Source organism: Amycolatopsis sp. NPDC043885, from assembly GCF_056435685.1.
Window position 1 is genome coordinate 99,008 of the sequence record NZ_JBWKEA010000020.1, and the last position, 23,132, is coordinate 122,139.

Consider the following 23,132-nt stretch of genomic DNA (forward strand, 5'->3'; position numbering starts at 1 on the left):
CATGCCCTTCGTCCGCATCGACGCCATCGGGACCGACAAGCTCGAAGCCCTCGGCAACGCCGTCCACGACGCGATGGTCGAGACGCTCGGCATCCCGGCCGACGACCGCTTCCAGGTCCTGAACGGCCAGAGCACCCTGAAATACGACGACTACCTGGGGATCCACCGCGACGAGGGGGTCGTGTTCATCACGATCACCATGCGGCAGGGGCGCACCGACGAGCAGAAGAAGTCGCTGTACCGGCGGATCGCGGAGCTCGCCGAGGAGTATTCGGGGACCGAGCCGCGGAACGTGCTCGTGATGATCACCGAGACCGATCCGGTCAACTGGTCGATCGGGAACGGCGAAGCACAGTACGCGTGATCAGGCCGGCGCGGCGGTGAAGGCGTGCTGCTCCAGCAGCCACCACGTGTCGCGCCCGAACGACCACGTCAGCAGCGCCAGCGCGCCCAGGGTGATCACGAAGCCCACCCAGAGCGGCAGGATCGCCGAGGCCACCACGACCAGCGCAATGCCCTGAACCGCCGCGACCGTCTTACGCGCCATGCTCGGCGGAAGCGGCGCGTTCAGCCACGGCCAAAGCCTGCTCGCGGCGACGAACACGTAGCGCATCGCGCCGATCGTGAGCACCCACGGGCCGACCGATTGCGCGACGACCACGCTCAGGATCAGGATCAGATAGGCGTCGACCTCCATGTCGAACCGCGCGCCGAGCGGGGACGCCGTCCCGGTGCGGCGCGCGACCTGGCCGTCGACGGCGTCCAGGACGAGCGCGACCGACGCGAGGACGACCATCGCGACGATCTCCCGGCCCGCGGTGTCGACGACGAGCGCGGTCACGCAGCCGACCAACCCGGACCGGCCGAGCGTGACGGCGTCGGCGGGGCCTAGGGAGCGCGCGGTGCTCCGGTTCAGGCCGTAGGTCAGGAATCCGCCCACGGCGAGGCCGTAGGCCGCGCCGGCGAGCCAGCCCAGCGGGCCCAGCCCGGCGACGGCGTCCAGCGTCCCCAGCAGCGCCAGCTGGACGAGGACCCCCAGGAAAACTCCGGGGTTGATCACGAGGCCTCCTCGTTATGGTGGCGGTGACCCCGGCTTCCAGGGTCCGACATGAGAGGACACGATGGAACGCGCCTTCTGGTTCAGTGGTTCCGGCGACGGTGAGATCAGGCCGGTCTCGCTCCCTCCGGTCGGCGACGGGGAAGTACTCGTCCGCACCCTGTACTCGGGCGTGAGCCGGGGCACCGAGACGCTCGTCTTCCGCGGCGAGGTCCCGCCGAGTCAACGTGAGGCAATGCGCGCACCGTTCCAGGAGGGCGACTTCCCGGGGCCCGTGAAGTACGGATACCTCAATGTCGGCGTGGTCGAACGTGGTCCGGAAGACCTGGTCGGGCAAGTCGTTTTCTGCCTCTACCCGCACCAGACGCGCTACGTCGTCCCGGCGTCGGCCGTGACCCCGGTGCCGCGCGGGGTCCCGCCGGAGCGCGCGATCCTCGCGGGGACGATCGAGACCGCGGTCAACGCCGTCTGGGACGCGTCGCCGAAACTCGGCGACCGGATCGCCGTGGTCGGCGCCGGGATGGTGGGAAGCAGTGTCGCGAAACTGCTGGCCGGTTTCCCGGCGACGAGGGTCCAGCTGATCGACGTCGACCCGGAGCGCGCGAAGGTCGCGAAGGCGCTCGGTGTCGACTTCTCGACACCGGAGGACGCGCTGGATGACTGCGACCTCGTCGTGCACGCCAGCGCGAGCGAGGCGGGGCTCGCGCGATCACTGGAGCTGCTCGCGCCGGAGGGCGAGGTCATCGAGCTGAGCTGGTACGGCGACCGCCGCGTCAGTGTCCCGCTCGGCGAGAACTTCCATTCCCGGCGGCTGACGATCCGCTCCAGCCAGGTCGGCATGGTCTCGCCGTCCCGCCGCCTGAACCGGGGCTACGCCGACCGCTTGGCGCTCGCCTTGCGCCTTCTGGCCGATCCAGGATTCGAAGTGCTGGTCAGCGGGCACTGTCTGTTCCATGAACTACCGGACGTCTTGCCGCGTCTGGCCGCGAATGAACCAGGAACGCTCTGCCTCCGTGTGACCTATCAGATGGAGGACACGCGTTAAGGGATCGATCCGGGAGGTCCGTTGTTCAGTATCACCGTCCGCGACCACGTCATGGTCGCCCACAGCTTCCGAGGCGAGGTCTTCGGCCCCGCGCAGCGGCTGCACGGGGCGACCTTCCTGGTGGACGCGACGTTCCGCCGGTCCGAACTGGACGCCGACAACATCGTCGTCGACATCGGCAAGGCGACCGAAGAGCTCAAAGCGGTGCTCGCCGACCTGAACTACCGCAACCTCGACGACGTGCCCGAGTTCGCCGGGATCAACACCTCGACCGAGTTCCTCGCCAAAGTCATCGCGGACAGGCTCGCCGACCGCGTCCAGACCGGAGCGCTCGGCGAGGGGGCACACGGACTCGAGGGGCTCACCGTCTCGCTGCACGAATCCCACGTCGCCTGGGCGAGTTACGAGCGTGCGCTGTGACCGGCCTCCACGTCGTCCTGCCCAACGACATCGACGACGTAGGCGCGCCCAGCGGCGGCAACGTCTACGACCGGCGGCTGTGCGACGGCCTCGCCGCGATGGGGGTGGAGGTCCACGAGATCGCCGTGCGCGGGAACTGGCCGCGGCCCGGCACCGAGGCGCGCACGGTGCTGGCGCGCGAACTCGCCGCACTGCCCGACGGTTCGGCCGTCCTGCTCGACGGGCTGGTCGCTTGCGGGGTGCCGGAGGTGATCGGGCCGTCCGCGCGGCGGCTGTCGATCGCGGTGCTGGTGCATCTCCCGCTGGCCGACGAGACGGGACTGTCGCCTTCGCTCGCCGCCGAGCTGGACCGGCTGGAGCGGGAGACGCTCACCGCGGTCGAGGCCGTGGTCGTGACCAGCGCTTGGGCCGCGCGACGGCTGATCGAGCACCACGACCTCGCCCCGCATCGCGTGCACGTGGTGCCGCCCGGGGTGGACAAGGCCGAAGTCGCTTCTGGGAGTCTTGACGGGACGCGGCTGGTCTGCGTCGCCAACGTGACCCCGCGCAAGGGGCAGGGCACGCTCGCGGAAGCGTTGAAGTCGCTCAAAGATCTACCGTGGACCTGTGAATGCGTCGGTGCCATTCCCCGCGAGACCCGCTACGTCGAACGCCTGCGGCGACACACACTCGGCGATCGGTTCACCCTCGCCGGCCCGCGATCCGGCGAAGCACTCGAAGCGACGTACGCGGCCGCAGACCTTCTCGTGCTGCCGTCGCGCTCGGAGACCTACGGGATGGTCGTCACCGAAGCGCTCGCACACGGCGTTCCCGTGCTGACGACCGCCGTCGACGCGCTGCCGGGCACCCTCGGCCAGGCATCCGACGGCAGCGTGCCCGGCATGCTCGTCCCCGGTGAGGACGTCAACGCGCTGGCCACGGCCCTTCGCCGCTGGCTCACCGAACCTGAACTGCGTGATCGTCTTCGCGCCTCCGCCCGCCTTCGCCGCGAGACGCTGACGGAGTGGGACGAGACGGCCCGCGGTGTCGCCGCCGTTCTGCTGAGCGAAAGGACGGCGGCATGACCAAGTACGCCCCCAGCTGGCTCCAGTTGCGTGAGGACGCCGACGCCGCCGCCCGCGCGACCGAGCTGATCGAACCGGTGCGCGCGTTTCTGCGCGGGCGGGACGAGGTCGTCATCCGGGATCTGGGGTGTGGCACCGGTTCGCTCGGCCGCTGGCTGGCGGTGCGGCTGCCCGGCCGCCAGCGCTGGATCCTGCACGACCGCGACGCCGACCTGCTCACCCACGCGCTGTCGCGTACCAGCCGTCCGGAACACGCTTTGGACGGAAGCGAGGTCACTGTCGTCACCGAACAGCGTGACATCACCGAGTTACGTGCGGAGGACCTCGCCGGGACCTCGCTCGTGGCGGCGTCGGCGCTGCTCGACCTGCTCACCGCCGATGAGATGTCCCGGCTGGCGGAGGCCTGCGTCGAAGCGGGCTGCGCGGTCCTGTTCACGTTGAGCGTTTCGGGCCGGGTGGTGCTGTCGCCCAAGGACAAGTTCGACATCGAGATCTCCGACGCCTTCAACGCGCACCAACGCCGGGTGACCGACGGCCGGTGGCTGCTCGGACCGGACGCGGTGGACGTCGCGTTCGGCGTCTTCGAACGGCTTGGCGCCACCGTGCGGCGCGCTCCCAGCCCGTGGCGGCTCGGGGCCGACCAGGCCGCGCTGACCGCGGAATGGCTCACCGGCTGGGTCGGCGCCGCCTGCGAGCAGCGGCCGGAGCTGGCGCCGGACGGGGACGCCTACCTGCGGTGGCGGCTCGAGCAGTGCGCGGCGGGCGAGCTGGACGCGGTGATCCAGCACGAAGACCTCCTGGTGGTGCCTGCGTGAACCGGTGCTGGCCGTGGCTTCGGATGCTCGGCGCGCTCGGCATCCTCGGGACGCTCGTCTGGCAACTGGGCACGGGTGCGTTCCTGGCCGGGCTGCGCGAGGTCGACGCCGTCGGGATCGCCGCCGCGCTCGGGATCGGTTTCGCCACCACGGTTTTCAGTGCCTGGCGCTGGTGCCTGGTCGCGCGGCGGCTCAGTCTGCGGTTGTCGCTGCCGAGCGCGGTCGGCGAGTACTACCGCGCGTTGTTCCTCAACGGTGTCCTGCCCGCGGGCGTCCTCGGTGACGTCAACCGGGCCGTGCACCACGGCCGCGAAGCCGGTGACGTCCCGCGCGGCGTCCGCGCGGTGGTGCTGGAGCGCACCGCCGGGCAGATCGCGGTCATCGGAGCTTCGGTCGCCGTCGTGCTGAGCGCGCCTTCCATGGTGCCTTCGCCCATCGGCGGAGTAGTCACGGGCGCCGGGATCGTGGTCGTCGCCCTCGCCCTCGCGCTGATCGTCACCGGGATGACGGCCGGAAAGCGGTGGATCCACAGTGGATCGAAATGGCGCCGCGGGTTCGCCGTCACCCTCGCCGACGTCCGGCTCGGTCTGCTGACCAAGGAGACCTGGCCCGGCGTGAGCCTGCTTTCGGCCGCCACCCTGGCCGGGCATCTCGCGCTGTTCGTCGTCGCCGCGCGCGTGGCCGGGATCACCGCGCCGGTCGGCGACCTGCTGCCGTTGATGATCCTCGCCCTGCTCGCGATGGGCCTGCCGCTGAACATCGGCGGCTGGGGCCCGCGCGAAGGGGTTTGCGCGCTGCTGTTCGGCGCGGCGGGGCTCGGTTCGGCGCAGGGCGTCACCGTGGCCGTCGTCTACGGCGTGCTCGCGCTCTTCTCCAGCCTTCCCGGTGCGGGCGTCCTGCTCGTGCGTTCCGTCAGGAGTCACCGAACAGACAGGAGAAACCCGATGACCGTCGAGAGGGTCGTGGAGACCAGACTGCCCACCCGATACGGCGTCTTCCGCGCGTATGGGTACCTGGACGCAGACGGCACCGAACAGATGGCGCTGGTGCACGGCGACGTCGCGACCTTCGGCACGCTGGCGCGGGTCCATTCGGAATGTCTCACCGGAGACGTCTTCAGCTCGATGCACTGCGAGTGCGGCGACCAGCTGGCCGCCGCGCTGCAAGCGATCGTCGACGAGGGGGCCGGAATCCTCGTGTACGCCCAAGGCCACGAAGGACGCGGAATCGGCCTGCTCGCGAAGCTGAAGGCGATGCGGCTGCAGGACGAAGGTCTCGACACCGTCGAGGCGAACATCGCGCTGGGGCTGCCGGTGGACGCGCGCGACTACCGTGCCGCGGCGGAGATCCTGAACGACCTCGGGGTGCGGTCGGTGCGGCTGCTGTCCAACAACCCGGAGAAGGTCGACCAGCTGAAACAGCACGGGGTGCGGATCAGCGAGCGGGTGCCGCTGCTGGTCACGCCGAACGACGAGAACCTGCGGTACCTGCGGACGAAACAGGAGCGGATGCACCACTTCCTGCCGCATCTGGACATGATCGAGTCAGCCGAGCGCGGCCAGAGTGTCCCCGAAGTTCTCCACCAGTGACTCCAGCACCAGCCGTCCCTTCTCCGCCGTCGCCAGCGAAGGCCGCCCGACCACCCCGGAATCCGAATACGGGCGCAGGCCCACCGTCAGCAGGTGCCGCCTGTCGTCGGCGAGGTGATCCGCCTCGGTGAAACCGGGCCGGACCAGCGATGGGTGCGCGTGCAGCAGAAGGGAGGTCTCCAGCTCCCCGGCGTGCATGTCGCTGTCCAGCGACGTCTCCAGCCCGGCCGCGTCGTGCGCAGCCTGCCAGCCCTCGACGCCGGGGAAGAGCGCCATCGGCGACGTCGACTCCTGGACCACGTTGGACAGGACGTAGTTGCCGCCGTGCGCGTTCACCAGCACCAGTTTCGGTACACCGGAACGGCGCAGGGAGGCCGCGACGTCGTTCACCACGGCGTACAGGGTCGCGGCCGAAATACTGACCGTGCCCGTCCAGTCCGCGTGTTCGTGTGAGCAACCGATCGTGATCGGCGGGAGCCGCAGCACCGGGTACGCCGCGGCGAGGGCGCCGGCGATCGTCGTCGCGATCAGGGCGTCGGTGGCGAGCGGGAGGTGCGCTCCGTGCTGTTCGAAACTGCCGACGGGCAGCACCGCGACCTCGGCGCCGCGGATGCGCTCGTCGGCCGTCGTGGTCGTCGGGAACAGGTCCATTCCGGCTACGGTACCCATATGACCGACCACGCCGCATTGTTGTCCGTGGCCCGCGAGGCCGTCGCCAAGGCGACCGGGATCATCCGCTCGATGACGTCGTTCTCCGTTGCCGCCAAAGGTGATCGCGATATGGTGACCGACGTCGACCTCGCCGTCGAGGACGCCGTCCGCGAATTCCTCGCCCGCGAGACGCCGGAGATCGGCATCCTCGGCGAGGAACGCGGGCATCAGGGCGACAAGGACCTCTGGTGGGCGCTCGACCCGGTCGACGGCACGGCGAACTTCGCGCGCGGCATCCCGCTGTGCGGCGTTTCGCTCGGGCTCGTCGACGGTCTCAAGAGCACGGTCGCGGCGATCTCCCTGCCGTTCCTCGACGTCACCTACACCGCTGTCGAGGGACAAGGCGCGTACGCGGACGAAGAGCGTCTTGAGGCGTCGAAAGCGACGGAGCTGTCCGACGCGATCGTGAGTATCGGCGACTTCGCGGTCGGCGAGGGGGCGGAGGCCAAGAACCGCGTCCGGATGGCGCTGCTCGCCGAACTCGGCGGCCGCGTGCAGCGGGTCCGCTTCCTCGGCTCCGCGGCGATCGACCTGGCCTGGGTCGCGGACGGCAAACTCGACGCGAGCGTCATCCTCTCCAACCAGCCGTGGGACACGATGGCAGGTGTCCTGCTGGTACGGGAGGCCGGGGGAGTGGTCGTCGACACCGACGGCGGCGACCACACGGTGCGTTCGGCGGCCACCATCGCGGTCGGTGCCGGGCTGCGTGACGAGATCGTCGCCGCGATCGCCCGAGTGCACGGGTGAAACTTTCTTCCTCCGGAGGTGAACCGGCCGGGCTCCGTATCCGTGTCTCCAGATAAGGCGCCCGCATCTGGAGGTAACCGTGTTCACCTCGAATGACCGCGTGACCGAACCGGTCGTCTTCGTCCTGCCGGGGGACACCGAGGACATCAGCGGTGAATACGACCGCCGGATGTGCCAGAACCTCCCGGCCACCGGCCTCCCGCTGCTGGAACTGCCGATCGCCGGCGAATGGCCGATGCCGGGGCCGCTGTCCCGGTCGAGGCTGGCCCGTTCGCTCGCCGCGCTGCCCGACGACACCGTCGTCCTGATCGACGGCACGGTCGCCTGCGGGGTGCCGGAGATCGTGGTCCCGCACGCGCGGCGGCTGCGGCTGGCCGTCCTGGTCCACCGGCCGCTCGCCGACGATCCCGCGCTCGATCCGGCGCAGGCCGCCGAACTCGACGCGAGCGAACGGGAGACCCTGCGGCTGACGGGGATGATCGTTGCCACCGGGCCGTGGCTCGCGCGCCAACTGATCGACCGGCATGACCTCGACCCGACGCGGGTCTACGTCGCGACACCCGGCACGGACGCGGCCCCGCTCGCCGCCGGGGCAGACGGCGTCTCCCGGCTGCTGTGTCTCGCGCCCATGACCGCGCGGCACGGCCAGGACGTGCTCATCCGCGCGCTTTCGACGATCGACGAACTGGCGTTCAAATGCGTGTTCGCCGGCGCGACCCATCACGATCCCGCCTACGTCGACGAACTGCGCTGGACGGTCGAACGGCTCGGGCTCGGTTCCCGGATCAGCCTCATCCAGCCGCCGGACGACCTCGACCTGGTCTACGACGGCGCGGATCTGCTCGTCCTGCCCGCTCGCGGCGGCACGTCCGGGCTGGTCGTCGCCGAGGCGCTCGCGCGCGGAATCCCTGTGGTGGCCACCGAAACCACCGGCGCGCGCGACGCGCTCGGCACGGCGCCCGGCGGCGGCGTCCCCGGCCTGCTGGTGCCGCCGAACAACCCTTCGGCGCTCGCGGCGGCCTTGCTGCGCTGGTCGCTCGACGCCGAACTCCGCCATTCCCTGCGAACGTCGGCGCTCGAGCGGAGCAGCGTCCTCGAGGAGTGGGACGTCGCCGCGGGCAGGCTCACCGACGTCCTTTCCCGGTTGTAGGCCGCGCCGCGTCAGCCGGTTTGATCATCGCCCGGAAGCAGCTATCGGGCCGATCACCGGCTCGGTTGACTGGGCGGCATGCGAATCGTCGATCTTGCGTCCCGTCCCGATCTCCTCGATCCCGCGCTGAATCTCGGCGATGTCGGCGGTGAGTTCATCTACGCCGGGTTCAGCGGCAAGATGATCACCCCGGAGCGGTTCCTGCGCCACTGGTCCCGGTACTTCCTGATCGCGCTGGACGACGACGGCGAACCGATCGCGCGGGCGCTGTCGGTCCCGCTGACCTATCCGGCCGCGGACCGCCGCGAACTACCGGCGCACGGCTGGGACGAGGCGATCCAGTGGGCCGCGCAGGATCTCATGGACGGCCGCGCGCCGGACACCCTATGCGCCCTCGAAGTCGTCGTGGCGCCACGGATGCGCGGGACGGGCCTGTCCACGCCGATGCTGAAGGCACTGAAGGCGCGCGCGGCCGAGACGGGGCTGAAGCGGCTGATCGTCTCCGTACGCCCGATCGGCAAGGAGGACGAACCCGATGTGCCCATGGAGGAGTACGCCGTCCGGCGGCGCGAGGACGGGCTGTTCGCCGATCGCTGGCTGCGCACCCACGAACGGCTCGGCGCGCGGATGATCAAGGTGTGCCCGTTCGCGGTGACGATCTCGGGCTCGATCGCGGACTGGCACGAGTGGAGCGGGGTCAAACTCGCCGACGGCGACAACGTGATCCCGGGCGGGATCGCGCCGGTGCACGCGAACGTCGAGCGGGACTGCGGGGTCTACGTGGAGGCGAACGTGTGGATGGAGCACCCGTTCTGAGCCGCGGTGCCGGGCGGGGCGGGCCGCGAGGACGTTGCGAAAGAGGCTTTCGCGACCTGTCCGTGGGGTGCCTGGGCGCGGTGGGTGGCTCGTTCACGACTGTGCGGCGACGGTGTCACGACGCCATGTTCCTCGCGACTTCCGGCAGGATCGTCTCAGCGGCCGCGCCGGGACAAGGCCGTGCCGCAAAGTGGGCTCATGGGTATCTCGCGAGTCGGTTTCGCCGGGCTGGGCAGTATGGGCGAGCCGATGGCACTGAACCTGGCGCGCGCCGGAATCCCGTTGCTCGTGTGGAATCGCACCCCGGGCAAAGCGGGCCGGGTGGCCGAGGCGGTCGAGGACGTGGCAGAGCTCTTCGCGCGGTGTGACGTCGTGATCCTGATGCTCAAGGACGCGGACGCCGTCGACGCCGTGCTCGACCGCGGCGGGCCCGCGTTCGGCGGCCGGGTGGCCGGCCGCACGATCGTCCACATGGGAACGACGGCGCCGGGCCACTCCCGCGAACTCGAGGCCGAGCTCCTCGCGGCCGGGGCGAAGTACGTGGAAGCGCCGGTCTCCGGCTCGCGGATCCCGGCGGAGGCGGGTGAGCTGGTCGCCATGCTCGCGGGGGACCCCGGCACGATCGAGGAGGTCCGGGAGCTGTTCGCGCCGATGTGCCGGGAAACGGTGCGCTGCGGGCCGGTGCCCAACGGGCTCCTGATGAAACTGGCGGTCAACGTGCATTTGACCGCGGTCGTGACGAGCCTGGCCGAGACCGTGCGCTTCGCCCGGGCCCACGAACTCGATCTCCGTCTGCTCGCCGACGTCCTCGGCGCGGGGCAGCTGGCCAGTCCGATCCTGCGGGTCAAGGCGCCCAAACTCGTCGAGGAGGATTTCGCGCCGCAGGCCTCGATCGCGAACGTCCTGGCCAATGTCGAGCTGATCGCGGCCGCGGCGAGGGAGACGGGACTCGAGTTGCCGCTGATCGAGGCGTCCCGCGCCCTCTACGCCGAAACCGCGCGGCTCGGTTACGGCGCGGAGGACATGGTCGCCGTGATCAGGGCGCTCGACGCCCGGCCGCATTCAGAGGACGAAACGCGGTAGTTGCGTGTGCAATCGTACGGCCGTGAAGGCCTCCTTCCCTGCTCTGAGGGTAGGGACCCGGCGAAGTCGTCTATCCGCTGGTCAAGTGGCTGGTGGAGGGGCTCGTCACAGTGGCCTGGCACGTCTTGACTGTCCACAGGGGACGCTCTCGGGGAGCGGTGCCTGATTCGGGCGTTTTGCGAAGGTGTCGTGAGTGATAAAGACGGTTCTAACCGTCCTTATCACTCACGACCTCGGTAAAAACCGTACCAAGAGCGACACCGGCCGGCGTTTCGCCGCATTGGCTGTGGGGAAAGTCCCTTCACCAGGCGCCGCTGGTTCGCCCCCGTCCGCGTTCAGAGGACGAAACGCGGTGAGGTCAGCCGCGCAGAGCCGACGCGATCCGGCCCGCCGCGGCGAAGGACTCCTCCTCCGGCTCGCCGAGCAAGGGGAGCAGGATGACGGATTCGGTCCCGGCCGCGTACAGCGCGCGGATCTGCTCGACACAGCGGTCGAGCGGCCCGCTGATGCTCAGCCGGTCGATCCACTCGGGCCGCAGCCGCCGCGCCAGCTCCGCCCGGTCGTCCTTCGCGGCGGCGACCTCGGCCAGCAGTTCGGCGCCGAAGTCCAGCGGTTCCAGCGCCGGGCCCGAGTTCGGCCCGATCGCGGAAGCGACGTCGGCCCGTGCGCGCTCGCGGGCCCGTTCGGGATCGGCGTCGAGGGCCAGCCAGTTGTAGGTGGCGATCGTATGGCCTTCGACGCCGATGAGATCGCGTGTCGCGCGGACGTATTCCGGGGTCGCCGGTTCGGCGAGCAGCGTCCCGTCCGCGACCCGGCCCGCCGCCGCGAGCGACTTCGGCCCGCGGACGCCGGCGACGAGCTTCGGCGGCAGCGCGGGCGGGAACTCCAGCTCGACCTCGTCGAGCCGGACGTGCTTGCCCTCGAAGGAAACGCGCTCGCCCGCCAGCAGCCGCCGGATGACCGTCAGCGTCTCCTCGAACGCCGCCAGCGCCGACTTCGGCCACGCGTCGATCTGGCGCATCCAGCTCGGCACCCCGTGCCCGAACCCGACGATCAGCCGTCCCGGGTACAGCTCCGCCAGCGCCGCGATCTCCATGGCCGCGATGGCCGGGTTCCTCGCCACGGCGGGCATGATGCCGATGCCGAGGGTGATCTTCTCGGTCGCCGCCAGCACCGCCGACGCCGTCGCGATCCCGCCCGCGTAGAAGCAGTCCTCGACGATCCAGACCTCGTCCAGGCCCTCCTGTTCCGCGCGCCGGGCGAGGCCGGTCAGCCGGGCGGCGGGCAGCTCGCGCGGGATCCTGACCCCGAGCCGTGAAACCATGACGTTCTCCGATCCTCAGACGCGCCGCAGCACGCGTAGCAGGTATTCCTTGCGGTTCAACGGGTTGTGATCGGTCCTCGACCGTGACGGCGCGGCACCCCGGACAGGCCGGTAGCCGTGGAAGGCGGTCTCCATCGTGCCTTCGCCCCGGGCCGCCGAAGGCAGGAACTGATGCACCTCATGGGTTTTCGCCGCCGGGATCTCGCCTTCCAGCTCCGCTGTCCCGGCTTTCGTGACCGTCGTACGCGGGACGGCACGAGCCTGCGCCAGCAGGGCGGTGACCGGGCCGAGGGTGTCGGCCGGGGTCTGAAGGAAGAACCGGTGCATCGGTTCGTGCACGGTCGTCCCGGCCTCGCGCAGCGCCGCCATCAGCACCAACGGCGTCAGGTCGCGGAAATCGCCCGCGGTGCTGGACATGCTCTTGTCGAAGGTGCCGTGCGCATGGCTTTGCCGGGCGTAATAACCCGAATGCGTCATCGTCACCACGCAATCGAGCACCTCCCAGCCGTGGAGGCCTTCGCGCAGTGTCTTCTTCACCGTTTCCTCCACGGCTTTGACGAAGGAATACGGCATGGAGCCGAGTTCGACCTCAAGCTGGAACGAGATCCCGCTTCCTGTGGACCCCGGTCCGACACGGAGCCCGACCGTCGCCAGAAAGGGATTCGGCGCCTTGCCGATGAGTTCGGCGGCCGACCCGGTGCCGGAGACGTGCTCGACGCAGATCGTGGTCGTCTCACTGAACGTGACGTCGAGGCCGTACTCGTCCGCGAGCGTCGCCTGTATGACCTCTTTCTGCACTTCTCCGTACAGCGAAACGGAAGTCTCCTGGCGTACCTCGTCGTGCCGCAGGCCGATCAGGGGGTCCTGCTCGGTCAGCCGGGTGAGCGCCTGGTGCAGCGGCCCGCGATCGGACGGGCGCACCGGCGAGACGACGGTTTCCAGTGTGGGTGGCGAGAACAGCGCTTCCCGCACTCGCGCCCGGGCCCCGAGCATGTCTCCGATCCGGACATCGAGCCCCGAGAGCTTCGCGATCCGCCCGGCGTCGAACGAGCCCGACGGCACGGCCGAGCCGTTGTCGAAGACGCTGATCGCGGTGACCTTGCCTTCGCCGTCCCCGAGCGGGACCTTGTCGCGCACGGCGACGCTGCCGGAGAACAGCCGCACGTAGGCGATCTTCTCGCCGCCCGGCGCGCGCTCGACTTTGAACACCGTGCCGGACAGCGGCCCGTCGACGTCGCTTTCCTCGGCGGGCAACAGGTTCTCGATACCGTCGCGGAGCGCGTCGATCCCGGCGCCGGTGATCGCGGACCCGAAGTAGACCGGATGAGCGAGACCTTCGGCGACTTTCGCAGTCAGTTCGGCGCGGAGCCGCGACGGCGTGAACGCGTCCGGGGCGGTGAGGTACTCGGTGAGGAAGTCCTCGTCGAGGGTCGCCAGGAGGTCGATCACCCGATCGGGTTCCATCGGGTCCATCGCGATCGCCGACGGCGTGAGTTTCGTGGTGATTTCCTGGAACACCCTGCCGGGATCGGCTCCTCGGCGGTCCAGTTTGTTCACGAACAGCAGCACCGGGATGCCCAGCCGTCGCAGCGTCCGCATCAGGACACGGGTCTGCGCCTGGACGCCTTCGACCGCCGAAAGCACCAGGACGGCGCCGTCGAGCACGCCGAGCGCGCGTTCGACCTCGGCGATGAAATCGGGGTGGCCGGGGGTGTCGATCAGGTTGACGGTGACGTCGCCGAGGGCGAACGAGACCACGGCCGCCTTGATGGTGATGCCGCGGGCGCGTTCGAGCGCCAGTGTGTCGGTCTGCGTGCTGCCGTCGTCGACGCTGCCCAGCTCGCCGATGATCCCGGCGGTGTGCAACAGCCGCTCGGTCAGGCTCGTCTTCCCGGCGTCAACATGCGCCAGAATCCCCAGATTGAGGGTCTTCACGAGTGGTCTTGTCCTCGAGGTAGGCGGGAATTACCTGATGGAAGGACGTGGACACTCGCAAGACGATCATCTCCTAGGCCGGGAACCGATCCCCAGGACTACAACACCCCTGATCCGGTACCGCAACCGAATTACCCTCGAACGCATTTCGTCCTCTGAACGCGGTACTTGCGTGTGCATGTACCGCATCCAGAGGACGAAATGCGAGAGAGGGGGTCAGGCCAAGTACTCGGCCGCGGCCCGGAGGCTGACGTAGGACCCGCTGAACGTGTCGATCCGCGGGCCGTCGGTCTCCGGCCCCGGCACGCCGGTCTCGACCCGGATGTAGTCCACAGTGGACTCACGCAGCCAGCCGAGGAATTCGCGCACCTCGGGGTGCCGGTGCGCCTCGCGCGTCACGATCACGAGGTCACGGGCGCCGTGGACGGCCTCGATCGCGGTCGCGATCCCGTCCGCGCCGACCTTGAGTGTCCGCGTGCCGGGGACGAGTTCGGTCAGATGCGAGCCGAGCCCCCACGGCATCGGGCCCGCCGCGACGATCGGTTCGGTCTCGATGTCGATCACCAGCGGTGGCCCGGCCAGCTTCGGCGACCCCTGGATCCGCAACGCCTTGCGCGCCGCCTCCAGGCCGAGCCGATGATCCACCGGCGAGATCGGCGTCGACACCGGGGGAGTGCCGAGCGCCGCGACCCGCTCCGATGCCTCGGCCAGCCGCTCCAGCGGCAGTTCACCGGACTCGACGGCGGCCGCGATGACCGCCGCGATCCGGTTCAGCTCGTCCTCTTCGAACGACACACCGCCGAGGCAGAGCGCGTCGGCACCGGCGATCAGCGCCCGCACCGACGCCCGGCCGACCCCCTCGGTCTTGCCGAGTTCGCCGGCGACGGCACCCATGTCGAGCGCGTCGGTGACCACCGCGCCGGTGAAGCCGAGTTCGCCGCGCAGGACGTCGGTGAGCGCCTTCGGGTTGAGCGTCGCGGGCAGATCACCCCACGCGGGCACGACGAGGTGCCCGGTCATCACCGCGCGCACCCCCGCCGCGATCGCCGCCTTGAACGGGACGAGTTCGAGTTCGTGCAGTTCCGCCTCGGTCCTGGGCAAGACCGGGAGCGCGTGGTGCGAATCGTCGGTCGCGGCACCGTGCCCGGGGAAGTGCTTGGCCGACGCGGCCACGCCGTACTTCTGCAGGCCGGTGATGTACGCCGCGACATGCGGCGACGCCTTCACCGGATCCGAACCGAACGCGCGGACCCCGATCGAGGGATCCTCCGCCGCGAGCGTCAGATCCGCGCACGGGGCGAAGTTGATCGTGACCCCGCACGCGGCCAGCCGTTCGCCGAGCGCCGCCGCGACCGAGGTCGTCAGCTCGACGTCGTCCGCGGCGCCGAGTGCGAGCGGTCCCGGCACGAACGAGCCGGTGGCGACGTCGAGCCGGGTGACGTCACCGCCCTCCTCGTCGATGCCGACGAGCACGTCGGGCCGTTCCGCCCGCAGCTGCGCGCTCAGCGCGGCCACCTGCTCGTCGTCGACCACGTTGCGGCCGAACAGGATCGCGCCGCCGAGACCGTCGGCCACCTTGCGCCGCAGCCAATCCGGCGCGGTCGTGCCGTCGAAGCCCGGGACGAGAACGGATGCGGCGAGCTTTTCCGGTGAAGACAAGGATTACCCCTTCACTGCGCCAGCGGTCAGGTTGGACACGAGCTTGCGCTGAACGATGATGAAGAACACCAGTGCGGGCACGGCGTAGATGACCGACGCAGCCATGATGCCGCCCCAGTCCACGGAGAACGCCGTGCGGAACGAGGACAGCCACACCGGCAGCGTCTGCTTGTTCTGGTCGCGCATGAACACGAACGCGAACAGGAACTCGTTCCACGCGGTGATGAAACTGAACACCGAGGTGGTCACCAGTCCCGGCGCGAGCAACGGCAGCGTCACCCGGCGGAAGGCGCCCGCCCGGCTGCATCCGTCGATCATCGCGGCCTCTTCGAGGTCGTACGGGATGCCGTTGACGAAGCCGTAGAGCATCCAGCACGTGAAAGGCAGCGTCGCCGCGAAGTACACCAGCAGCAGCGAAGGCAGCTGGTTGAGCAGCCCGGCGTCGCGCATCAGCAGGTACATCGGGATCAGCAGCGCTTCGAACGGCGCCAGCTGAGCGACGAGCACCAGCAGCAGGAAACCCTTGCGCCCGCGGAATCGCATGCGGGACAAAGTGACCGCGGCCAGTACGCCCGCGACGAGCGAGCACAGCACGGCGCCGATCGTGACGATCAGGCTGTTGGTGAGGTAGGTGGTGAAACCGGGCTTCGTCAGCGCCGTGACGAAGTTTTCGAACGTCACCGAGAGCGGGACCAGGTCGTAGTCCGGTGACAGGACCTGGCCCGGCGTCTTCAGCGAGGACGTGACCATCCAGTACGTCGGGAAGACGAACAGGAGGGCCACGATCACCCCGAACGTGCCGAGGCCGATCCGCTGGATCAGGGACTTCTTCATGACAGGTCGGCCTCCTTCGTGCGCACCAGCAGCTGGACGTACCGGGCGGTGAGCAGGATCAGCACGAGCATCATCAGCAGGGCGGCGGTCGCCGCCAGGCCGAAGTGGTTGCCCGCGAGGCCCTTGAGGTACATGTAGACCGGCAGTGTCGTGCTGGCGCCGTCCGGCCCGCCCTGGCGGATCGCCCACACCTGGGCGAACAGCTTGAAGTCCCACAGAACCGACAGGAACGTCACCATGGTGAGGATCGGCCGGATGGCGGGCCAGCTGACCGCCCAGAACGCCTGCCAGGCGTTCGCGCCGTCGATGCCCGCGGCCTCGTACTGCTCCTTCGGGACGCCGAGAAGCCCGGCGTACAGGGTGAACGCCACGAACGGCACGGCCTGCCAGACGACCAGCAGGCCGATGACGGTCAGGGTGCTCGGCCCGGTGGAGAACCAGGAATGCCCGATGAACCCGTCGAAGCCGAGTTTCGCGAGTGTCTTGTTCAGGATCCCGTACTGCTGATCGAAGATCCACTGGAAGACCGTGGTCGTCGCGAGCACCGGGGTCGCCCACGCGAGGATCAGCGCGACCTGCAGGATCACCCGGACGACCGGGTTGAGATGCCGCATCAGCAGCGCCATGAAGAGCGCGAGCAGTAGGGTGGTGAGCACGACCGCGGCGGTGAACACCAGCGTGCGGACGGTGATCTCCCAGAATTCGGGGTCGGACAGGATCTCGGAGAAGTTTTCGAACCCGATCCAGACCATTTCTCCGGAGACCAGCTCACGGAGGTCGAGCTTGCGGAAACTGATCCCGATCAGCTGCAACGTCGGCCAGCCAAGCAGGACCAGGATCGCGACCAGCGCGGGAAGGATCAGCAGATACGGCGCCGTCCGTTCGCCGAGACGGAGGCGCCGATTCGACTTCGGCGGCTTGATGCGCGGCGAAGCCGGCGGGGAAGACCCCGCCGGCGTCGTCACATCTTTTGTCGTGGTCATCCGCCGATGAGCTTGTCGAGCGCGGCGTTGGCGTCGGCGGCCGCCTGGTCGAGCGATTTCGTTCCGGTCAGGTAAGCGGTCATCATGTCCTTGATCGGGTTCTGGCCGGACTCGACGTCACCCCACTTGGGGCTGGTCGGCACGGCGCGGCCGTTCTTGGCCGCCTCGGCCATGACCTTGCCGAACTCGCTGCCGGCGAGGGCGGAGACGTCGGTCGAGGTACCGGGGACGTAGCCGGCCTTGGCGAACTCGGTCTGGTACTTCGGGGTGCTGATCAGCTTGACGTAGTCCTTGGCCGCGGCCGCGTTCTTGCTGTTGGCCGGGATGACCAGGTTGGAGCCACCGAGGAAAACCGGGGCAGGCTTGCCGGCGGTCTTGCCGGGGATCGGGAAGGCGCCCGACTTCCCCTTGATCGACGGGTCGGTCTTGGCGGCGGTCTCGATACCACCCGACACGGCGATCATCATCGCGACCTTGCCCGCGCCGTAGATACCTTCCTGCTGCGGCGTCGCTTCGTCGGCGTCCTTCGGCGCCTTGGTGCCGGAAGCCTCGGTGAGCTGCTTGTAGAACTCGAGCCCGGCCTTCGCCTGCGGGGTATCCAGGGTCGACTTGAAGGACTTCCCGTTGGCCTGCGCGATGTCGCCGCCCTCGTCCCAGATGTAGGACAGCAGCTCGTACCAGTTCTGGCCGGGGTGGTAGAGGGCCTGGAACTCGGGGTCGCTGCCGAACTTGGTCTTGAGCTTGGTGATCGCGTCGAGCCATTCCGTCCGCGACTTCGGCGTCGCGGTGATACCGGCCTGCTCGAACATGTCCTTGCGGTAGATGACCTCACGGTTGGCCGCGTAGAACGGGACGCCGTAGGTCTTGCCGTCGAACTCGCCCGAAGCCTTGAGGCCCTGCAGCCACTGCGCGCCGTTGAAGTCGTTCACGCTCGACGTGAGGTCGGCGAGCACGCCCTGGTTCGCGAACGCGGGGGTCTGGGTGTTGCCCAGCTCGATCACGTCCGGCGGGTTGTCACTGGCCAGCGCGGTGGTCAGCTTCTGCTGGATGCCGTTCCACTGCTGGATCTCGTACTTGACCTTGACGCCGGGGTGCGCGTCTTCGAATTCCTTGTGGAGCGAGTTCGTCAGGGCTTCCGGGGCGGTCCCCGTCATGAGCCAGACCGTGAGCGTGCCGTTCGAGGCCGGAGCGCTCGAATCCGTGCTGTCGCCACTGCCGGAACCGGCGCAGCCCGCCGTCGCGAGGGTGATGGCGGCGGCGCCCGCAGCCATCTTGAGCCAGCGCTTCACTCGTGCCGTCCTTTCGATGCCCGGCCACCATGCCGGGCTCCCACAAAATGGTGTAGACCAATGCGGGCAGCGTGGTACGTACCACTCCGGCTGTCAAGCAGGTGGCCGGTTCGTTGTAAACGAGCCGCAATCTTTCACCTTGAGTGAGCGCATGATCACGCTGATGATCGGATTTCGGCACTGTCGTCAGTGCCTCGCGAGGCGCGCTGACATGCGGTTTTTCTTTGCCTGTTCCGGTGATCGGGGCATTCGGCGGGAGTCCTTTGCGCCGTTCGGTGCAAAGATGGCGCGCGTTCGCCTAACCCGGGCGCGGCACGGTGATCACGGTCGAGGCCGGGGCCGCCGACGCGTTGCGAAAGCCACAGTGCAACGCCTTTCGCGGGCTAGCGCAGGTCCTCGTCGTCGGCGGGCGGCTTGATGCCGAGCAGCGCCCGCGTCTGATCCTGGAGGAACCACGCCAGCGTCGCGCAGGCGATCAACAGGATGAGCGGCAGAACCGGGCCGCCGTTGGGGAGGATGAACAGCTCCGTGATGCTCGCGCCGACCATGACCCCGGCCAGCAGGAGCGCCGACGGGCCGCCGAAACGGGGGATGAGCAGCCCGATCGCGCCGCCGATCTCGAGCACGCCGGTCACGTACCGGAGCCACTGCCCGAGCCCGATCTCGGCGAAGGTCTGTTCGGTGTGGCCGCCCGCGAACAGCAGGTAGCCGCTGTAGAGGAACTCGGCGGCGAGCGCGACGCGCACGACCCACACCACGATCGAGCCGATCGACAGGCTTCGGGTACCGCTGGCTCCGTCGGACATGCCAGGCATCTTTCTCCTGGTGAGCGCGGCTGGGCAAGTGCCGAGTGGGTACAGGTGGTCGTGAGTGGCGATTCGGGTTCTAACCCGAATCGCCACTCACGACCCCGGTGAGCCGAACGCGGGTCAGGACGCACGTCACTGCTCACCGAGGAGTATCTGTTCGAGCAACAGGTCCACGTCCCGGGCGGACTCGGCTTCGCCTATCCGGTGGAACGTTTCGGCGGCACGGAGCGCGCGGCGGGCGGCTTCCCGCACCCGGCCCGCGGCGCTGAGCACGTGGGCGGCGACGTGGTCGAGCTGGGCGGCGAGATGCTCCCTGACGGGCGCGGTTTCGGTTTCCACGGCGTGCACGGCGGTTTCCGCGGCGTCGAGCGCGGTCAGCGCCGCGTCGAGGTCACCGGACCGCAGCCGGGAGAGCGTGGCGGCGTTGCGGCAGGTGGCGGCCACGTAACCGCCGCCGATCGCCGAGGCCGCGTCGGCGGCCCGCGCGTAGAAGTCGGCGGCGTTCGCGCCGTAGCCGAGCAGGTCGAGTTGCTCGGCGGCGGCCATGCTCACCGAGATGTAGGAATGCCCGGTGTCGCCCGAGTCCTGGAGTATTTCGGCGAGGACGGCGTATTCGTCGAAGGCGCGTGAGGATTCGCCGAGGGCGCGGTAGCTGTCGGCGAACATCCACCGGCAGCGGTGCGCCCAGTCCGGTGACGCGGTGAGCAGGGCGATGGTGCGGGGCGCGACGTCGAGCACGTCGTCGTAGCGGCCGGCGCCGTGCAGCGCGGTGACGAGGACGTACCAATGTTCCGCGGTGTCCTTGCCTTTCGACGCGGCGACACCGAGGGACGCGTAGGCGTCGTCGACGGCTTCGGAGAACCGGCCGGTGCCGATCAGCGAGAGCGCCCGGAGGTGGCGGAGATGTCCGCGCAACCGTTCCGGGCCGCCCACGGGCAGCGTCGACAGCAGGTGCTCGACGAAGATGTCCAGTTCGTCGAGCGCACCTGTGCGTTCATACGCGATCCGGACCTGTTCGACGGCCTCGACGGCCTTCTCTCCGACGTTTCCGACGATGAAGGCGTCCGTCGCCGCCCGCGCGAGGTCCAGTGTGGTCACCGGATCCTCGCCGTCGCCGTTGCGCAGCGACGCTTCCAGGCACAGAAGGGTGCCGTGGAGCAAGGGATCGCCCGCTTCGCGAGCCCGCCCCGCTCCCCGTCGCAAGGCCTCGTACGCCTCGGAGGCCCGGCCCTGTCCGGAAAGCACGTGCGCCAGCCAGTATTCGCCCCAGCAGGCGGCGCGATCGTCCGTCCCGGCGCGCAACCGCGCCGCGGCCACCGTCGTCAGCGCGACCCCGGTCTCGGCCTGATCGTCGAAGACGAGCCAGAGGCCGAGCCAGCATTGGTTGAGCAGGAAACGGATTTCGTCGTTCTGACCCCGGAATCCGGCCGCGGCGTCGCGTAGCCGTTCCTCGGTGTCGTCGCCCTGGAAGAAGATCGCGCGCAGTTCGGTCAGCCGAGGGGCGATTTCGTCCGGGACGGTTTCGATCGCCGCGAGACAGGCTCGTGCCTCCTCCGGCTCGCATCGGTGATTGTGGATCTCCGCGCGGATGACGAGTTCCTCCGCGGACAATCCCGGCGGGGGCACGATCGGGGCACGGGGGAGCGCGGCAGGCAGGAGCGGCACGAATTCCGCGACCGGGTTCGCGGCCATCTTCCGTTCGGCGTACGCGGTGAAGTAGCCGGTGTGATCGCGTTCGTCGAGTTCTTCGGCTTCGACGAACGCCGCCGCCCGCATTCGCCGGTGGAGCCTGTTCAGGGGAACACCGTCGTACGGTCCGTTGAGAACGAACGGGATCTCGCCGTATCCGGTTTCCGTCAACCGGCGGGTGAGCAGCGCGGCCGAGGCGAAGAACTCCAGCCTGTCCACGGCGTCCGCGTGGTCGCCCACACCGTCCAAAAGCGACAGAAGATCGACACCGGTGTGCTCGTTGCCGGTGAGGGCGCAGAACTCCAGGCGCAGCGCGTGATCGCCGTAGCGGAGCGGATCCCCGGCGGACGCCCTCGTCACCCATCGGTAGGTCGACGCGGCCTCGGCGTACTTGCCGGCGGCCGCCAGTGGCACCAAGGTCCGGCAGAGCCGGGTGATCTCGGCTCCGCCGGAGCCGTCCGCGCGGCGCGGTTCCGCTTCCATGGTCCTGCCCCCAGAACAATGACGTCGACGCCGGATCTTAACTCCCGGCGCCGCGTCATGGTCCTGCTTTCGGGTGGTTCAGGGGACGCGTACGGCGGCGATTTGCGTCGCTTGCCCGATCAACCTGTTCTTCTCGTCCCAGAGTTCGGCGACCTCGTCCATCCGGTCGCCGCCGAGCTCGCCCGCGCGCATCCGCACCCGCACCGGGCCTGGCGCCGGGATCCCGCGCAGGTACGCGGTGAACTGGACGGTCGGCGCCCAGCCCGCGATGCCGAGGTCGTAGGAGATCGGCGGCACCGGGTCGAGTGCCACGAGCAGGCTCACCGGATCCCAGTCGGTGCCGTCGGCGAGCCGCAGCCAGGACGAGATGACGCCTTTCCGGGACGGCTGTCCCACCGCGAACCCCGCCGAGGCCGGGTCGATCCGCTGCTCTACGACGTCCATCAAGCCGATCCGGAAGCCGCCCCCGCCGTCGGCCGGTATGGGCAGGCAATTCTGCTCCGGCGGGATCTCGACCGGGTCCACTCCGGACCACCATGCGTCACCGTCGGTCAGCACGCCCTGCGTGATCAGGGCTTCGGTGCAGGGCTCGCCGTGCTGGCTCAGCCGCGTGCGCAACTGGGTGAGGCCGCGGCCTTCGCGCAGCACCTCGACCTCGACGACCGCCGGGCCGGGCTCCGGGGCCACGGAGAACGAGCCGCTGATCGCGGTCAGATGCGGATGGGAGGAGATCTCGGCGGCGGCCCTGGCGAGTACGGCGAGCAGATAGCCGCCGTGCAGCTTCGTTCCGATCGTCCACTGTGGATCGAGTTCGGTGTCGAACACCGGGTGCTCGCCCCGGCGGACGAGGGCGGTCGCGGTCTGGAAAGGCGCCATGGCTCAAGCTGACATCGTCAAGTTGACGGTGTCAAGTCAATGCTGGCAGCATCACGGCATGGGCGCGAAGCGGACGAAGGCGCGGCCGGGTGAAGGGGAGAAGCTGCGGGGCGAGATCCTGTGCGCCGCCGAAGCCCTGCTCGGCGAGGCGGGGACCGACGAGGCGCTGACGCTGCGCGCCGTGGCGCGCCGGACCGGCGTCTCCACACCGTCGGTCTACGCGCATTTCCCGAGCCGCGACGCCTTGCTGGAGGCGGTCTGCCTGCGGGTGTGGGACGAACTCGCGCACCGGATGCGCGAACACGCCGTTGAGGTCGCCGATCCGATGCGCGCGCTGAGCCGGTGCGCGCGGGTGTACGCGCGGTTCGCGCTCGACCATCCGGTGCAGTACCGGGTGCTCCTGATGCGTCCCTCCGCCGGCTCGTCTCCCGGTGCGGTCGCCTGTTTCCGGTATCTCGCCGACGCGACGACCACTTGTGTGCGGGCCGGCATCCTGCGCGGCGAACCGGAAGTGCTCGCGATGGGCCTCTGGTCGGCGATGCACGGCTGCGTGAGCCTGCTGATCGCCCAGCCGGGGTTCGGCTGGCCGGAGGAACCCGAGGCGCTGATCGACACCGTCATCCGGATGGCCGGTCTCGGCACGGCACTCGCCTGCCGCGTCCCGCGGGACGCCATTCCGTCGAGTGCCGTACTGACGGAGGACCTCGACGGACTGGCGGCGGGCTGGGCGGTGCGGGCCGGGCGGACTGGATAG

22 protein-coding genes are annotated in these 23,132 nt (G+C 69.4%); 11 read left to right on the plus strand and 11 right to left on the minus strand.

Features of this window, described 5'->3' with window-relative positions; genetic code table 11:
- Position 1 precedes the first annotated feature (1 nt).
- On the plus strand, positions 2–364 hold the full coding sequence (locus AC069I_RS37465; RefSeq protein ID WP_340684226.1) for a tautomerase family protein: 363 nt from the start codon (positions 2–4) through the stop codon (positions 362–364).
- On the opposite strand, the gene AC069I_RS37470 is transcribed toward AC069I_RS37465, so the two are convergent.
- Complete coding sequence (locus tag AC069I_RS37470; protein WP_478226807.1) at positions 365–1,060, minus strand: CDP-alcohol phosphatidyltransferase family protein; 696 nt, start codon at positions 1,058–1,060, stop codon at positions 365–367.
- A 61-nt stretch (positions 1,061–1,121) separates the two neighbouring features.
- Here AC069I_RS37470 and AC069I_RS37475 point away from each other — a divergent pair, with 61 nt between their 5' ends.
- The 5 genes from AC069I_RS37475 to ribA are packed head-to-tail and all read left to right on the plus strand — an operon-like array spanning position 1,122 to position 5,990.
- Positions 1,122–2,102 carry a zinc-dependent alcohol dehydrogenase gene (locus AC069I_RS37475; protein WP_478267465.1) on the plus strand — a complete coding sequence of 327 codons (981 nt, stop codon included), beginning with the start codon at positions 1,122–1,124 and terminating at the stop codon, positions 2,100–2,102.
- Positions 2,103–2,123: 21 nt separating this feature from the next.
- On the plus strand, positions 2,124–2,522 hold the full coding sequence (locus AC069I_RS37480; protein WP_478267466.1) for a 6-pyruvoyl trahydropterin synthase family protein: 399 nt from the start codon (positions 2,124–2,126) through the stop codon (positions 2,520–2,522).
- The gene (locus AC069I_RS37485; protein ID WP_478267467.1) at positions 2,519–3,586 is read left to right on the plus strand and encodes a glycosyltransferase family 4 protein; all 1,068 of its coding nucleotides are present in this window, start codon (positions 2,519–2,521) and stop codon (positions 3,584–3,586) included. Before AC069I_RS37480 ends, AC069I_RS37485 begins: the two co-directional genes overlap by 4 nt.
- Complete coding sequence (locus tag AC069I_RS37490; protein ID WP_478267468.1) at positions 3,583–4,401, plus strand: class I SAM-dependent methyltransferase; 819 nt, start codon at positions 3,583–3,585, stop codon at positions 4,399–4,401. Before AC069I_RS37485 ends, AC069I_RS37490 begins: the two co-directional genes overlap by 4 nt.
- Complete coding sequence (gene ribA, locus AC069I_RS37495; protein WP_478226811.1) at positions 4,398–5,990, plus strand: GTP cyclohydrolase II; 1,593 nt, start codon at positions 4,398–4,400, stop codon at positions 5,988–5,990. Before AC069I_RS37490 ends, ribA begins: the two co-directional genes overlap by 4 nt.
- Here ribA and AC069I_RS37500 read toward each other — a convergent pair.
- Complete coding sequence (locus tag AC069I_RS37500; protein WP_478226812.1) at positions 5,946–6,641, minus strand: creatininase family protein; 696 nt, start codon at positions 6,639–6,641, stop codon at positions 5,946–5,948. The two genes, ribA and AC069I_RS37500, sit on opposite strands and share 45 nt — an antisense overlap.
- A gap of 18 nt (positions 6,642–6,659) precedes the next feature.
- Between AC069I_RS37500 and AC069I_RS37505 the strand changes: the two genes are divergently transcribed.
- The 4 genes from AC069I_RS37505 to AC069I_RS37520 all read left to right on the plus strand — a co-directional run bounded on the left by AC069I_RS37505 (position 6,660) and on the right by AC069I_RS37520 (position 10,497).
- Positions 6,660–7,448, plus strand: coding sequence for an inositol monophosphatase family protein (locus AC069I_RS37505; protein WP_478226813.1), 789 nt, complete (start codon positions 6,660–6,662; stop codon positions 7,446–7,448).
- A gap of 79 nt (positions 7,449–7,527) precedes the next feature.
- A complete protein-coding gene (locus AC069I_RS37510; protein ID WP_478226814.1) occupies positions 7,528–8,598 on the plus strand; it encodes a glycosyltransferase family 4 protein in 1,071 nt (356 codons plus the stop codon).
- Between the two features lie 78 nt (positions 8,599–8,676).
- Positions 8,677–9,414 (plus strand): GNAT family N-acetyltransferase, encoded by a 738-nt coding sequence (locus AC069I_RS37515; protein WP_478226815.1) that lies wholly within the window; start codon positions 8,677–8,679, stop codon positions 9,412–9,414.
- 198 nt (positions 9,415–9,612) lie between these two features.
- On the plus strand, positions 9,613–10,497 hold the full coding sequence (locus AC069I_RS37520; protein WP_478267469.1) for an NAD(P)-dependent oxidoreductase: 885 nt from the start codon (positions 9,613–9,615) through the stop codon (positions 10,495–10,497).
- Between the two features lie 358 nt (positions 10,498–10,855).
- Here the strand turns inward: AC069I_RS37520 and AC069I_RS37525 are convergent, their stop codons facing one another.
- From AC069I_RS37525 to AC069I_RS37565, 9 genes are all read right to left on the minus strand, one after another.
- Positions 10,856–11,821, minus strand: a complete 966-nt coding sequence (locus AC069I_RS37525; RefSeq protein WP_478226817.1) for an LLM class flavin-dependent oxidoreductase — start codon at positions 11,819–11,821, stop codon at positions 10,856–10,858.
- A 15-nt stretch (positions 11,822–11,836) separates the two neighbouring features.
- Positions 11,837–13,756 carry a GTP-binding protein gene (locus AC069I_RS37530; protein ID WP_478267470.1) on the minus strand — a complete coding sequence of 640 codons (1,920 nt, stop codon included), beginning with the start codon at positions 13,754–13,756 and terminating at the stop codon, positions 11,837–11,839.
- 216 nt (positions 13,757–13,972) lie between these two features.
- Positions 13,973–15,415, minus strand: a complete 1,443-nt coding sequence (locus AC069I_RS37535) for a glycoside hydrolase family 3 protein (RefSeq protein WP_478267471.1) — start codon at positions 15,413–15,415, stop codon at positions 13,973–13,975.
- A 3-nt stretch (positions 15,416–15,418) separates the two neighbouring features.
- Positions 15,419–16,249 carry a carbohydrate ABC transporter permease gene (locus AC069I_RS37540; protein WP_478267472.1) on the minus strand — a complete coding sequence of 277 codons (831 nt, stop codon included), beginning with the start codon at positions 16,247–16,249 and terminating at the stop codon, positions 15,419–15,421.
- Positions 16,246–17,232, minus strand: coding sequence for a carbohydrate ABC transporter permease (locus tag AC069I_RS37545; RefSeq protein ID WP_126733995.1), 987 nt, complete (start codon positions 17,230–17,232; stop codon positions 16,246–16,248). The genes AC069I_RS37540 and AC069I_RS37545 overlap by 4 nt, the downstream gene beginning before the upstream one ends.
- Positions 17,229–18,521 (minus strand): extracellular solute-binding protein, encoded by a 1,293-nt coding sequence (locus AC069I_RS37550; RefSeq protein WP_478226821.1) that lies wholly within the window; start codon positions 18,519–18,521, stop codon positions 17,229–17,231. The genes AC069I_RS37545 and AC069I_RS37550 overlap by 4 nt, the downstream gene beginning before the upstream one ends.
- Before the next feature lie 383 nt (positions 18,522–18,904).
- Complete coding sequence (locus AC069I_RS37555; RefSeq protein WP_478267473.1) at positions 18,905–19,327, minus strand: DoxX family protein; 423 nt, start codon at positions 19,325–19,327, stop codon at positions 18,905–18,907.
- Between the two features lie 135 nt (positions 19,328–19,462).
- The gene (locus AC069I_RS37560) at positions 19,463–21,502 is read right to left on the minus strand and encodes a hypothetical protein (protein WP_478226823.1); all 2,040 of its coding nucleotides are present in this window, start codon (positions 21,500–21,502) and stop codon (positions 19,463–19,465) included.
- Positions 21,503–21,580: 78 nt separating this feature from the next.
- On the minus strand, positions 21,581–22,378 hold the full coding sequence (locus tag AC069I_RS37565) for a thioesterase family protein (RefSeq protein ID WP_478267474.1): 798 nt from the start codon (positions 22,376–22,378) through the stop codon (positions 21,581–21,583).
- Between the two features lie 58 nt (positions 22,379–22,436).
- On the opposite strand from AC069I_RS37565, the gene AC069I_RS37570 reads away from it, so the two are divergent.
- Positions 22,437–23,132, plus strand: a complete 696-nt coding sequence (locus tag AC069I_RS37570) for a TetR/AcrR family transcriptional regulator (RefSeq protein ID WP_478226825.1) — start codon at positions 22,437–22,439, stop codon at positions 23,130–23,132.

Bases quoted from the DNA above. Each gene is read 5' to 3' on its own strand.
- AC069I_RS37465 (WP_340684226.1), top strand. From the start codon at position 2: ATGCCCTTCGTCCGCATCGACGCCATCGGGACCGACAAGCTCGAAGCC.
- AC069I_RS37475 (WP_478267465.1), top strand. From the start codon at position 1,122: ATGGAACGCGCCTTCTGGTTCAGTGGTTCCGGCGACGGTGAGATCAGG.
- AC069I_RS37490 (WP_478267468.1), top strand. From the start codon at position 3,583: ATGACCAAGTACGCCCCCAGCTGGCTCCAGTTGCGTGAGGACGCCGAC.
- AC069I_RS37500 (WP_478226812.1), bottom strand. From the start codon at position 6,641: ATGGACCTGTTCCCGACGACCACGACGGCCGACGAGCGCATCCGCGGC.
- AC069I_RS37505 (WP_478226813.1), top strand. From the start codon at position 6,660: ATGACCGACCACGCCGCATTGTTGTCCGTGGCCCGCGAGGCCGTCGCC.
- AC069I_RS37515 (WP_478226815.1), top strand. From the start codon at position 8,677: ATGCGAATCGTCGATCTTGCGTCCCGTCCCGATCTCCTCGATCCCGCG.
- AC069I_RS37520 (WP_478267469.1), top strand. From the start codon at position 9,613: ATGGGTATCTCGCGAGTCGGTTTCGCCGGGCTGGGCAGTATGGGCGAG.
- AC069I_RS37525 (WP_478226817.1), bottom strand. From the start codon at position 11,821: ATGGTTTCACGGCTCGGGGTCAGGATCCCGCGCGAGCTGCCCGCCGCC.
- AC069I_RS37540 (WP_478267472.1), bottom strand. From the start codon at position 16,249: ATGAAGAAGTCCCTGATCCAGCGGATCGGCCTCGGCACGTTCGGGGTG.
- AC069I_RS37545 (WP_126733995.1), bottom strand. From the start codon at position 17,232: ATGACCACGACAAAAGATGTGACGACGCCGGCGGGGTCTTCCCCGCCG.
- AC069I_RS37555 (WP_478267473.1), bottom strand. From the start codon at position 19,327: ATGTCCGACGGAGCCAGCGGTACCCGAAGCCTGTCGATCGGCTCGATC.
- AC069I_RS37560 (WP_478226823.1), bottom strand. From the start codon at position 21,502: ATGGAAGCGGAACCGCGCCGCGCGGACGGCTCCGGCGGAGCCGAGATC.
- AC069I_RS37565 (WP_478267474.1), bottom strand. From the start codon at position 22,378: ATGGCGCCTTTCCAGACCGCGACCGCCCTCGTCCGCCGGGGCGAGCAC.
- AC069I_RS37570 (WP_478226825.1), top strand. From the start codon at position 22,437: ATGGGCGCGAAGCGGACGAAGGCGCGGCCGGGTGAAGGGGAGAAGCTG.